The organism is Geobacter sp. (assembly GCA_009684525.1).
Classification (GTDB): Bacteria; Desulfobacterota; Desulfuromonadia; order Geobacterales; family DSM-12255; genus Geoanaerobacter.
Window position 1 is genome coordinate 338,479 of the sequence record WKKR01000003.1, and the last position, 12,276, is coordinate 350,754.

Annotated in this window: 12 protein-coding genes, 1 tRNA gene, 1 other RNA gene and 1 pseudogene; 14 read left to right on the forward strand and 1 reads right to left on the reverse strand. The window is 58.1% G+C overall.

Annotation, left to right across the window (positions count from 1 at the left end; all coding sequences use genetic code 11):
• Nucleotides 1-30 precede the first annotated feature (30 nt).
• From rpoD to GJT30_12580, 4 genes are all read left to right on the forward strand, one after another.
• On the forward strand, nt 31-1,791 hold the full coding sequence (rpoD, locus tag GJT30_12565) for an RNA polymerase sigma factor RpoD (protein MSM40443.1): 1,761 nt from the start codon (nt 31-33) through the stop codon (nt 1,789-1,791).
• Between the two features lie 196 nt (nt 1,792-1,987).
• A complete protein-coding gene (locus tag GJT30_12570) occupies nt 1,988-2,833 on the forward strand; it encodes a DnaJ domain-containing protein (protein MSM40444.1) in 846 nt (281 codons plus the stop codon).
• A 32-nt stretch (nt 2,834-2,865) separates the two neighbouring features.
• Nucleotides 2,866-3,348, forward strand: coding sequence for a Cys-tRNA(Pro) deacylase (locus GJT30_12575; GenBank protein ID MSM40445.1), 483 nt, complete (start codon nt 2,866-2,868; stop codon nt 3,346-3,348).
• Nucleotides 3,349-3,395: 47 nt separating this feature from the next.
• Nucleotides 3,396-4,229: an NAD-dependent deacetylase gene (locus GJT30_12580; GenBank protein ID MSM40446.1), complete on the forward strand. Its 834-nt coding sequence runs from the start codon at nt 3,396-3,398 to the stop codon at nt 4,227-4,229.
• Here the strand turns inward: GJT30_12580 and GJT30_12585 are convergent, their stop codons facing one another.
• The gene (locus GJT30_12585) at nt 4,230-4,493 is read right to left on the reverse strand and encodes a hypothetical protein (GenBank protein MSM40447.1); all 264 of its coding nucleotides are present in this window, start codon (nt 4,491-4,493) and stop codon (nt 4,230-4,232) included. It lies immediately after the preceding gene.
• Nucleotides 4,494-4,723: 230 nt separating this feature from the next.
• Here GJT30_12585 and GJT30_12590 point away from each other — a divergent pair.
• The 10 genes and pseudogenes from GJT30_12590 to GJT30_12635 all read left to right on the forward strand — a co-directional run bounded on the left by GJT30_12590 (nt 4,724) and on the right by GJT30_12635 (nt 12,271).
• Nucleotides 4,724-4,800 (forward strand) — tRNA-Ile (locus GJT30_12590).
• Between the two features lie 117 nt (nt 4,801-4,917).
• Nucleotides 4,918-6,036, forward strand: a complete 1,119-nt coding sequence (locus tag GJT30_12595) for a Nif3-like dinuclear metal center hexameric protein (protein ID MSM40448.1) — start codon at nt 4,918-4,920, stop codon at nt 6,034-6,036.
• Nucleotides 6,037-6,091: 55 nt separating this feature from the next.
• Nucleotides 6,092-6,808, forward strand: coding sequence for a hypothetical protein (locus GJT30_12600; GenBank protein MSM40449.1), 717 nt, complete (start codon nt 6,092-6,094; stop codon nt 6,806-6,808).
• Nucleotides 6,809-6,910: 102 nt separating this feature from the next.
• Nucleotides 6,911-7,276: RNase P RNA component class A (gene rnpB / locus GJT30_12605), an RNA gene on the forward strand.
• A gap of 63 nt (nt 7,277-7,339) precedes the next feature.
• The gene (locus GJT30_12610; protein MSM40450.1) at nt 7,340-7,915 is read left to right on the forward strand and encodes a hypothetical protein; all 576 of its coding nucleotides are present in this window, start codon (nt 7,340-7,342) and stop codon (nt 7,913-7,915) included.
• Nucleotides 7,915-8,139: pseudogene (locus tag GJT30_12615) on the forward strand (hypothetical protein). The gene GJT30_12610 and the pseudogene GJT30_12615 overlap by 1 nt, the downstream one beginning before the upstream one ends.
• A 380-nt stretch (nt 8,140-8,519) precedes the next feature.
• Entirely contained in the window at nt 8,520-8,996 is a 477-nt protein-coding gene (gene mraZ / locus GJT30_12620) for a division/cell wall cluster transcriptional repressor MraZ (GenBank protein ID MSM40451.1), read from the forward strand.
• Nucleotides 8,996-9,934 (forward strand): 16S rRNA (cytosine(1402)-N(4))-methyltransferase RsmH, encoded by a 939-nt coding sequence (gene rsmH, locus GJT30_12625; protein MSM40452.1) that lies wholly within the window; start codon nt 8,996-8,998, stop codon nt 9,932-9,934. The genes mraZ and rsmH overlap by 1 nt, the downstream gene beginning before the upstream one ends.
• Before the next feature lie 19 nt (nt 9,935-9,953).
• The gene (ftsL, locus tag GJT30_12630) at nt 9,954-10,292 is read left to right on the forward strand and encodes a cell division protein FtsL (GenBank protein ID MSM40453.1); all 339 of its coding nucleotides are present in this window, start codon (nt 9,954-9,956) and stop codon (nt 10,290-10,292) included.
• Nucleotides 10,289-12,271: a PASTA domain-containing protein gene (locus tag GJT30_12635; GenBank protein MSM40454.1), complete on the forward strand. Its 1,983-nt coding sequence runs from the start codon at nt 10,289-10,291 to the stop codon at nt 12,269-12,271. Before ftsL ends, GJT30_12635 begins: the two co-directional genes overlap by 4 nt.
• The last annotated feature ends 5 nt before the right edge of the window (nt 12,272-12,276 follow it).

Sequence of the window (12,276 nt, forward strand, 5' to 3'; positions counted from 1 at the left end):
TATATCTACGTACCGTTCGAGGTGTTGTGCATGGCGAAGAAGAGCATGGAAGAAGTGAAGCAGCTGATTGACCTGGGGAAAGAGAAGGGGTTCCTCACCTATGACGAGGTGAATGACCTGCTCCCCCCCGATATCGTCTCCTCCGAGCAGATTGACGACGTCATGAGCATGTTCGGCGAGATGGACATAGAGATTGTCGATTCCGTCCAGAAGGTCAAGATTCCCAAGGTCAAGATGGACCTTGAGGAAGAAGAGGAGATGGAGGGAGAGCAGGAAGAGCAGGAGTTCGAGCCGGGTGCTCTGGGGCGGACCAGCGATCCCGTGCGGATGTACCTGCGCGAGATGGGCTCTGTGTCGCTGCTCACCCGTGAAGGCGAAGTGGAGATCGCCAAGCGGATCGAGGATGGCGAACGGGACATGGCAAGTGTCATCCTGAACACCCCGATCACCGTCAAGGAGATCGTCTGTCTGGGGGACCGCCTCAGAAAAGGGCAGATCCTGCCGGCCGAGATCAGCAAGGAAGTTGAAGAGGAAGAGCTGGAAGAGGACGAAGAGGATGTCCACATGATTCGGCTTCTCTCCGTTATCGACGAGATCAGGGACCTGGATGTCAGGATGGAGGAGATCAATGGTCAGCTTGAAGGCGAACTGGCTGCAGCAGCCCGCTCCAAGGTGCAGGAGGAGCAGCGCGAGATCAAGCAGCAGTTGGCCGAGCTGGTTTCATCTCTTCGCCTGCGGGACCGCCACATCGAGAAGATCTCCCAACGACTCAAGGAGCTTTCCGTCAAGGTCGATACCATCATGCACGAGCTGTCCACAATCGAAGTCGAAGCCGGCAATACGACTGTGGAAGAGCTGTACAAGCTCTTTGAGCGGATGCATAAGAGTCCCGACGGGGAGAAAAAGGGGCTGAAGAAGCTGGGGATGACCCTGGAAGAGGCCCAGAAGCTGGAAAAACGCCTCCGCGGCGTCGACCGCAAGCTGCGCAAGGTCGAGCACGAGTCGGGCTTCCTTGCCTCGGAACTGGCCAGTGCCATCAGGGCCATCGAAGAGGGAGAGCACAAGGCCAAGCTGGCAAAATCAGAACTGGTGGAGGCCAACCTCCGCCTGGTGGTTTCCATCGCCAAGAAGTACACCAACCGGGGGCTCCAGTTCCTCGACCTGATCCAGGAAGGAAACATCGGCCTGATGAAGGCGGTGGACAAGTTCGAATACCAGCGGGGCTACAAGTTTTCCACTTATGCCACCTGGTGGATCAGGCAGGCGATCACCCGCGCCATCGCAGATCAGGCACGCACCATCCGCATCCCGGTGCACATGATCGAGACGATCAACAAGCTGATCCGCACCAGCAGGCAGCTGGTGCAGGAGATCGGCCGCGAGCCTTCGCCCGAGGAGATTGCCGAACGGATGAACCTCCCGTTGGACAAGGTGCGCAAGGTGCTGAAGATCGCCAAGGAACCGATATCCCTGGAGACGCCGATCGGCGAAGAGGAAGATTCCCATCTGGGTGATTTCATCGAGGACAAGGGGGTGGTATCCCCCCTGGAAGCGGTCATCAAGGCGAACCTGTCCGAACAGACCGCCCGCGTGCTCTCCACGTTGACGCCGCGCGAGGAAAAGGTCCTCAGGATGCGTTTCGGTATCGGCGAGAAGAGCGACCACACCCTGGAAGAGGTCGGGCAGGATTTCGAGGTCACCCGCGAACGTATCCGCCAGATCGAGGCCAAGGCGCTGAGAAAGCTCCGCCATCCCAGCCGGGCCAAGAAGCTGAAGAGCTTCGTGGAATAACTAACATGTCTGCTGCGAGAGCAGTGACGAGGCCGCATCGGGCAACCGGTGCGGCCTTTCCGTTTTCCGGGGGATCGAAGGGGTTTCCCGGCTCCCGATACTCTGGTATGATAACGGTGCGTGGGCTGCTCTCCACGTTCGTTGAGGATTATTTCCGTGTTTAGCGAAAAAGCCTCCTGTGTCGCCCGGGCTGTCTATGGATACTCTGCTGCGCTATTACGAAATTCTCGGCCTCAAGCCTGATGCCACGAGCCAGGAGGTCCGCCGTGCCTACCGGGAGCTGGTCCGGGTTTGGCACCCCGACCGCTTCGGCGATGATCTGCATCTGCAGCAGCTTGCCCAGGAGAAGCTGAAAGAGATCAACGAGGCCTATCGGGTAGTCAAGGTGGATCTGGCTGCTCATCCACGTTCCGAGACCCTGCAAGAAGCGACAGCTCGGCCTTCCGCCAAGCCTGCGCCAGCCCCTCCGGCAGAGGATGAAAAGGTTGCACCGCCGCATCGGCCTGCTCCTTCCTCCCGCCGACCGATTCAGTCACCATTTACCTTGGGCACACTGCTCCCCTTTTTCTCGTCCTGGCAGAACGCACTGTTTCTTGCTCTGGCGGTGGGTTGTGTCCGCTTTACCGTAATCCGCTACGGCACCTTTTTCAATGGTGCCGGGTATGCGCTCGAGATGCTGGCGCTGCCTCTGGTATTCGCCTTCCTGTGCAACTCGCGTGTCGGGGGGCGACGGTATCTCTGGGGCGTGTATGTCGCGGTGCTGCTGTTGTTCGGCGGTCTCGTGCTCTACGATGCCGTGACCTTCAAAAAGGAGTTGCAGGAGGCCGGCAGCTATCGTTATGCTGCTCCTGCGGATGGCGGTGGCTATACCGGGGGAGGCGGAGGGGGGTGGCCTTCGGGGACCGGGTCGGCGCCTTTCTCTGTCCCGGACCGGCGGGCACCCTCGGGACCTGTGGCGCCTGTTCCTCCTGCCGTGCCTGCACCGGAGGCCCCGTTGGCACCTGCTGCACCCATCATGCCGCCTGCGCCGCCGGCCCGCTGACAGACTACGCATTACACATCATAGAGGTTGTCATGGCAAAGGAAAAGACCCCTGTTACCGCTGCGGTTCGTCTGTTGCGCCAGTCGGGGCTCCCGTTCACCGATCATCTGTACGATTATGAGGAAAAAGGGGGCACTTCGGTCTCGTCCCGCGAGCTGGGGGTGGATGAGCACTGTGTGATCAAGACCCTGATCATGGAGGATGAACGGAAAAATCCGCTCATAGTCCTTATGCATGGTGATCGCCAGGTTTCCACCAGGGAACTGGCCCGAATCATGGGGGTCAAGGCCATAAGCGCCTGTTCACCCGAGACTGCAAACAGGCATTCCGGTTATCTGGTGGGGGGGACTTCTCCCTTCGGGACCAGGAAGCCGATGCCGGTCTTCATGGAGGAGACGATCCTGGCTCTCTCCAAGATATATCTCAACGGCGGCAAGCGAGGTTATCTGGTCGGGATGAATCCGCAGGATGTTGTGCAGCTGCTCAGGCCGGCACTGGTCCGCGTGGCCGTGTAGATCCGGTCAGTCTCTGGAGAGTCACTGTGGTGATGAAAGGAGAGGGTATGACGACACCAGAAACGTTACAGAAGGCCGCTGCCGCCATTCGGCATGCGCGGGTGCTGGTAGTTACCGCAGGCGCCGGAATGGGGGTCGACTCCGGGTTGCCCGACTTCCGCGGCGACCGGGGATTCTGGAACGCCTATCCCATGTATGAACGACTGGGGGTCGATTTCGTCGGTGCAGCCAACCCTGTCCATTTTTCCCGCGATCCCGCATTCGGATGGGGCTTTTATGGCCATCGCACCAATCTCTACCGGGAAACCGTTCCCCATGCGGGATTTGCCATTCTATTGGAGTGGATACAACGTTTCGGGCTTGAACATTTTGTCGTGACCTCGAATGTGGATGGACAGTTTCAGAAGGCCGGGTTTGCCGGCGATGCCATCCTTGAGGTCCATGGCTCCATACACCACCTCCAGTGCCTGCAACCGTGCTCTCCGGCTATCTGGGACAATCAAGAAGAAGTCCCAGTTGACCTGGGGACGATGCGTGCCCGTCATATCCCCCACTGTATCCATTGTGGTGGTGTTGCCCGTCCCAATATCCTTATGTTCGGCGATTTTTCCTGGCTTTCCGATCGCACGCGGCGCCAGGAACGAAACTTTGACGAATTTCTGACCGATAACGGCGCTGAGCCCATGGTTGTGGTGGAGATGGGAGCCGGAACTGCGATCCCCACTATCCGCAGTCTGAGCGAGCAGCTGGGTCATCGGTACGGAGCAACGGTCATCCGTATCAATCCCAGAGAGGCCCAGATAGACGCTCCCCATCATTCCGTGTCAATGCAGGCCCTTGCCGGTTTGCAAGAGATCGACGCGTTCCTTGCGGGCGATTGATCAGAAGCGTATCGGCTTTTTCCCCCCTTTTTTCGCGCTGACACTAATCCGGAGCGGTTGTTTTTCGGTGTTTGCCCCGGCATTCTTCATCTTGACGAAGGTGGAGAGAATTTCGTCCAAACGCTCATGGACGAATGTCCGTGTCTCTTCGCTGCCGTCCAGCATGATCACCTGCGAATATGATTTCCCCTCTGCCGGGCCGACATTGATCACTTCTATGACCATCAGCTCGAACCCCTGTCTCTCTTTTCCTCGATGTCCCATGGTTCCCATCCTTTTAAAACAGGGCTTATGTCTGTCTGTACCTGCTGACAGCATACGCTCACGTTAGGAAAATGACAATCATTATCAAAATTACTCCCCTCTGTCTCTGCTCGGCGCTCTTTGTCTTGAAATGACAGCGCCAGTGCAGGTGCATCGAGACATCCCGGTTTGGCTGGAGAAAAAAACTTGACACCCTTGAGTGCATTTCATACTATGAACTTTCGCTTTGAGGGCCTATAGCTCAGTTGGCTAGAGCTACCGGCTCATAACCGGTCGGTCCCAGGTTCGAGTCCTGGTGGGCCCACCATCCAAAACTCCGGGTTGAGGGGATGCCCATAAAGCGCCAGCGTAACGAAAAAACCTCTTTGCCGAGGATGAAAAAGAGTGCACACCTTAAGGTTGCACTCTTTTTCTTTGGTCGACGATGAACGTGCCCATAGTCTCAGATCTGGTTGGTATTGTTAATAAAATTGCTCCGCCGCGCTTTGCGGAAGGTTGGGATAACCCCGGTTTGCAGGTGGGTGATCCCGGCGTTCAGGTAAAGAGAATCATGGTTGCTCTGGATGCCTCACCTGCCTCTGTCGATGCCGCCATCTCCCATCGCTGCAACCTTCTCTTCACGCACCATCCCCTCATTTTCAAACCCCTGAAGAAATTATCATCTGCCGATCCTGACGGTTCCCTGCTTTTTCGAGCAATCCGTAACGACCTGGCAATTGTGGCACTGCACACCAATTACGATATCGCCAGCGGCGGGGTGAATGACCTGCTTGCGGAACGGCTCGGACTGATCTCTGCCGAACCGCTGCAGATAACCGGTTCTGACGAGCTCGTGAAGCTGTGCGTCTTTGTGCCGCTTGGGCATGAGGTGCAGGTCATGGAGGCGCTCTTCCGTTTCAGCGGTTTCATCGGCAATTATTCGGAGTGCTCTTTCCGGGTGGCAGGCACCGGAACCTTCCGGCCTCTGGATGGTGCCACGCCATTTATCGGCGAGAAGGGGGAACGGGCTTCGGTTGGAGAGAGCCGGATCGAGGTCCTGCTGCGCAAGACAGACCTTGAGGCGGCTGTGGCGGCTCTGAAAAAGGTCCATCCCTACGAAGAGCCGGCCTTTGATCTCTATCCCCTCGTTAACCGGGGGGCTTCCCGTGGATTGGGACGGATTGGCGAGCTTGCGGCAGAGACGACCCTGCGCGAGTTTGCACAGGAGGCCAAACAACGCCTGGGGGCGGGCGGACTTCGCTTCGTGGGTGATCCGGCGCGGAAGGTCCGGCGAGTTGCTCTCTGTGGCGGAAGCGGGGCATCGCTCCTGCGGGATGCGTATTTCCGTGGTGCCGATGTCCTGGTGACTGGAGACATTAAGTATCATGAAGCTCGCGACGCTGAAGGGCTCGGAATGGCCCTGGTCGATGCGGGCCACTTTGCCACTGAACGGCTCATGGTGCAGGGCCTTGCCGACCGCATTATGCGGGAGATGGAGCGCCTTCGCTATGCGGTCGACACCATCCCATTTGCAGGGGAAGAGGATCCATTCAGTTATATGTGACTAGGGTATGGTTTGACGGTACGGGAAGATATCAACGGCGGAAAGGGGAGTAGAAGTGCACAAGAATTTACTGACGCTTGACGAGCTGCAGGAGATCGATCTGAAGCTCGATGGGGTTGCAAACGCGAGAGAAGTACTGATGGCAGAGATCACGGAGCTGGACCGGACGGTCACTGCTGCGCGCCAGGAGCTTCTTCTGAAGCAGGAAGAGCAGGCTCAGTTGGAAGATGAGAAGGCGAGCTTGGATGTTACCCTGGCTGCCGAGTCGGAGAATATCGTCCGTTCCGAGTCGCGATTGAAGGAGATCAAGACGCAGAAGGAGTATCAGGCTGTTTCCAAAGAGATCTCCATGGCCCGCAAGATGAAAGCTGAGCTGGAAGAACAGCTTCTGCAGAAGATCGGCCAGATCGAGGAGCTCAAGGGGGAGATTGCCGAGCGTGAAGGGAATCTCGCCCAGCTGGAAGAGAACGTCTCTTCCCAGCAGTCCGAGGTCCAGGGCAAGATCGATGCGCTGGAGAAGGATGTTGCCGGAGACCGCAAAAGCCGCGAGGAAAAGGTACGCAGCCTTCCGGCCAATATCGTGAAACGCTATGGGACGCTCAGGGAACTCAGGCGGGGCATCGCAGTGGTTGAGGCGCGCGATGGCAGCTGTCTCGGCTGCAACATGAATCTCCCTCCTCAACTCTATAACACCCTGTTCCGTGGTAATGAGCTTATTACCTGCCCGCATTGCCAGCGTATCCTGGTGCTGCGTCAGCAAACGCAAGGGTAGCGGGGACTTACCGATCCGTCTGCAGAATGCGGTAGTGCGCCGATGGATTTTCGCCGGCTTCCGAAGCTTTTGCAGCCGGATTATGGGTATATCGGTTTGGTCAAAGCAGGACAGGTGGCCGCCGCCTGCTTGCAGGGGGAGGAAAGTCCGGGCTCCACAGGGCATGGTGCTGGATAACGTCCAGCGGGGGTGACCCCAGGGAAAGTGCCACAGAGAGAAGTCCGCCCGCTTTGGCGGGTAAGGGTGAAAGGGTGAGGTAAGAGCTCACCGGGTTCGACGGTGACGTCGGATGCCAGGTAAACCCCACCAGGAGCAAGGCCGAATAGGGAAGCGCCAAGGACGGCCCGTCCGTGCTTCCGGGTTGGCTGCTTGAGGCCGTTGGCAACGACGGTCCTAGATGAATGGCCATCGCTTTTTTGCAGGTAACTGCAAGGGAGAACAGAACCCGGCTTACGTGCTGCTTTGACCAATTTTTTATTGACGGATGCCCGGCCTGTCTGCGGGTTTCCCGACGACATGGCAGGAAATCACGTGACAGATGACGAGAAGTGGCGGATCGGGCTTGCCGCTGTCGTAGAGGAGTTTGCTGCTCTTGACGAGGCGCGACGCTGTGCAGTGGTTGCGCTGGTACATCAGATAATGGCAGTCAAGGGAGAGATTGCTGCCTGCTTCTCCCTGGTGGACGGTGCCGCAGTCTGCGCGCAGTGTGGTGGCGAATGTTGCCGGGCCGGACGCTATCATTTTACCGTGATCGATCTGCTCGCCTATCTGGTGGCTCAGCGAAAATTGTTCACCCCGTCTTTCGATTCCGGGGCATGCCCCTTTATCGGTGGGGATGGATGCCTGATGGAGCCGCAGTTCAGACCCTACAACTGTGTGACCTTTGTCTGTGACCGCGTGGAACTGGAGATGGCGCCAGGCCCGCGGCAGGACTTCAATTCCCTGTGCGACAGGCTTCTTACATGCTATCTCGAAATGGAAGCGCTGTTGGCAAACCGCTTCCGTTCCGGGCTCCTTATCAACTGTGAACGATATCTGGATGGCAAGGCTGCCATGCTCGGCGCTGTCGACCGGTTCTCGCCGCCCAGGGAACTAGAGGAAAAGTAATGGCTACGATACGTGACCTTGTGCTCGTTCATGTGGACAACCGCCCCGGTTTCTTCGCCCGGATCGAAGAGATTGTCCCCGACGTCAAGCCGGGCTGGTGGCAGGTGCGGCTCCTGGTGCTCACCTTGCCGCTGCAGGTCTATACCTGGATACTCGATGAGAGCCAGATCAATGGCGCCCCCTTTACCATGGGGGGGACGCCAATGGTTCTGGAGAACGTGGTCTGCCCCCCCCAGACAAAAGAGAGGCATCAACCCTTCCCCACCTCTTCGAACGAGGAAGAGCCCACTCCCTCTCCGTCCGCCAGCGATGCCCCTTCACCGGCCAAGGTGGTCTTTCTGGCCGACCGCAAGAAAAAGGACTGAATGCCGTTTCCCCATACCGGTTTCTCCGCGGATCTGTGACTGTTTCCCCCCTGCAGTTCCAATCACCGGCCCACCCGGTTTCCCTCCCCTGGTTTATGCAGATAACCATCTAATAATTAAGTAGAAAAAAGGCAAGATTAGAGGGTTTTTTTGCCTTGACAACCCATGGGGCGGCTAGTATAGTTTGTCCACAAGGTGGGGAAAAGTGGCAATAAGTGGCAAAATTTCCCTGGGGGCGCATGTTTAGAGGGGAGCATTACAACTCGATTGACGGCAAGGGGCGCACCAGCATCCCCTCCCGCCTGAGAAGCGTCTTTGTCGAGACGTTCGGTGACGAGCGTTTCGTTGTCACGAAAAACATCCCGGTCTGTACGGATGCCGGCGAGGTCTGTCACGGCCTGGCCGTTTTTCCGCTTGTGGAGTTCCAGGAGTTTGAAAAGAAGATTGAGCGGGGAGACGGTTTTACGGTCAAGGAGCTCAACAGCATCAGGAGGTTGGTGCTGGCCCCCGCGGTGGAGTGTGTTGCGGACCGGCAGGGGCGGGTCCTGATACCGCCATCGCTGCGAGGGTATGCTGCTTTGGAAAAAGAGATCATCTTTGTCGGGATGCAACGCAAGATCGAGATCTGGGATGTGGCAACTTGGGACAAGGTCTGTGCCCAGGCAGAGAAGGATTTCCCCGGCGATAGCGTCGCGCTGGCCGGCCTTGGACTCTGATGAGCAGTTTCGGCCATCTCTCGGTCATGGCCCGGGAAGTGATCGATCTCTTGGCGCCGCGTCCCGGCGGGGTTTATGTCGATGGGACCGTGGGAGGGGGCGGGCATTCACGCCTCATCCTCGAAGCGTCGGCGCCCGACGGTCGATTGATCGGATTTGACCGGGATGGCGATGCGCTTGCCGCAGCAGAGCTTTTGCTGGCACCCTATGGCGGGCGGGTGACGCTGTTGCGGAGAAATTTTTCGCAGATCGGAGCGGCGCTGGCCGAATCGGGCGTCACATCGATCGACGGGCTTCTTGTTGACCTGGGCGTCTCCTCGTTTCAGCTCGATACGCCGGAGCGGGGCTTCAGCTTTCAGCACGATGCGCCGCTGGACATGAGAATGGACCAGTCTGCCGCTGTCACCGCCGCTGACCTGGTCAACCGGCTCCCGGAGGAAGACCTGGCACGGATCATCCGTGAGTATGGGGAAGAGCGATGGGCGAAGCGGATTGCCGGGCGGATCGTGGCTGCTAGAGAGGAGTCGACGCTGGAGACGACCGGGCAGCTGGTTTCACTGATCAAGGGTGCGATACCGCGGGGCGCATGGGAAGAGCGGCTTCATCCGGCCACCCGGACCTTTCAGGCTCTGCGCATCGCCGTAAATGAGGAGCTGACGAGCATTGAAGAGTGTCTGGCGGATGCTGTCCCGCTGTTGAATCCGGGGGGGCGGATCGCGGTCATCTCTTTTCATTCGCTGGAAGACCGGATCGTAAAGCGGTTCTTTCGCGAGCAGGCATCCGGATGCGATTGCCCACGGGATCTTCCGGTCTGTGTCTGCAACAAGGTGCCGCTTTTGCGGATAGTGACAAGCCGCCCACTTATTCCCCAGGCCGAAGAAGTCGCCAACAACCCGAGAGCCCGGAGCGCCAGGCTCAGGGCTGCGGAACGATGCTGAACGACTAAGGAAGCAGAACATGGCAAACGCAAAGACCGCACATAGTAAAATAGTTGCTCCCCGTCGGCTGGAAGCCGTGCTGACGGGAAAGCGCGATGAATTCCTTCCGTCGCTTCTGATCATCCTTCTCGTCCTGACTGCCGTTTCGATCTTCCATGTCTGGTCACGGGTCAAGATCATCGAGCTCAATCTCCAGCAGGGAGAGGCATTGCGGCACTTCAAGGAGCTCAGCCAGGAGCAGAGCCGGTTGAAGCTTGAAGTGGCTTCCCTGAAGACACCAGCCCGCATCGAGGCAGTTGCCCGCCAGGAATTGGGGCTGGACCTGCCTACCAACCAACAGGTGGTGAACGTGCGGTGAGGGATCGTCGTGAGCATTGGACCAGGGTTAGAATAAGGCTTGTCGGGGGTCTTTTTGTCTTTTTCTTCCTGGTCACCTCGGCGAGAGCCTTTTATCTGCAGGTCATCAAGGCAGAGCAGCTTCAAAAGCTGGCAGAGCGGCAGCATCAGAAAACGGTGCCGCTGACCCCTGGCAGGGGGACCATCTACGATGCCAACAATGCTGCTCTGGCCGTCTCCATCGAAATGGATTCATGTTTTGCCGAGCCCCGCAACATCGAAAATCCGCGGGAGGTTGCCACAAGTCTTGCCCCGCTCCTGGGGGTTCCGGTATCCCAGTTGGAGCGGCGACTGAGTGGCAGCAAGGGCTTTGTCTGGTTGCAGCGGCAGATAACCCCGGATGTGACGGCAAAAATCAAAAAGCTGGAGCTTGAAGGGATCGGTTTCGTCAAGGAGAGCAAGCGCTACTATCCGAATCTGGAAGTGGCCGGGAGCGTCATAGGGTTTACCGGAGTCGATCCCGAGGGGCTCGAAGGCGTTGAACTGAAGTACAATTCGACGATTCTCGGCAGCACCGGTTACATGGTTACCGAGCGGGATGCCCTGGGGCGCGACATTGCCCTGAAAGAGGGGGTTGTCAAAGGCCCGTCCAAAGGGAACAACGTCACCCTTACCCTGGACAAGAATATCCAGTACCTGGCAGAAAAGGAACTGGCCAAGGCTGTCACCGAGAGCGGGGCCAAGGCAGGGATTGCGCTGGTTATGGAACCCCAGACCGGCAGGATACTGGCCATGGCCAATTATCCGGGCTTCAATCCCAATGTCTACTACAAGTACCAGCCAGCACAGTTGCGCAATCGGAGCATTGCCGACAGCTTCGAACCCGGTTCGACCTTCAAGGTCTTTCTCATGGCGGCCGCCCTTGATGAAGGGGTTATCAACCCGCGTGATACCTTTGATTGCGAGATGGGTTCCTACAACATCGGCGGCAGGACCATCCATGATACGCACAAGTATGGCAGGATATCCATAGCCGACATACTCAAATATTCCAGCAATATCGGAGCAGCAAAGATCGGCAGCCGCCTCGGACAGGAGCGGCTCTATCGCTATTTGAAAGGCTTCGGTTTCGGGCAGAAATCAGGTATCGACCTCCCCGGCGAAGTTGCCGGCAACCTGCGCGACCGGAGCCAGTGGTACGGCGTCGATCTGGCGACCATCTCTTTCGGTCAGGGGGTCTCGGCAACCGCTGTACAGCTTGCCTCAGCATTCTCGGCTGTTGCCAACGGCGGGGTGCTGATGAAACCCTACCTGGTCGAAAGGATCTCCGATACCGAAGGGAATGTGCTCAAGGAAGTTGCGCCGCAGGAACGCCAGCGGGTGATCTCCCCGACAACGGCAAAGGCCCTGGCCACCATGATGGAGGGGGTTACCGTAGAGGGAGGCACCGGGACCAACGCTTCGGTCGAGGGCTATCGGGTGGCGGGGAAGACGGGGACGGCGCAGAAGGTCGACCCGGTGACGCATGGATATTCGGTCGACAAGCGGACGGCATCGTTCATCGGCTTCGTTCCCCTCAACAAACCGCGGCTGACCATACTGGTCGTCATTGACGAACCGAAGACCAGCCCCTATGGGGGGGTAGTAGCCGCTCCGGCGTTCAGTGCCATTGCACAACAGGCGCTCTGCTATCTCAAGGTGCCGCCCGACGGGCTGGCAAAGGCAGGCAAAGGGAAGGACGCAGGCGCAATACCGCAGAAGTCGCCGTCAGTCGAAGAAGTCGCCGGGGCTGAGGGTGGCGCCTTCATTGACGTGGGAGAAGGAACGGCAATGCCCGATTTTAGGGGCTTGAGCATGCGGGAAGTTTTGCGCCGCATGGAGAAGAGAAATCTGAATGTGAGAATAATCGGGAGCGGCAGGGCAATCGAGCAACATCCACTGCCGGGACATCGTATAGGGCCAACCGATCAGGTCTGGGTAAAGTTCATGCCATCGGCCTGATCGAA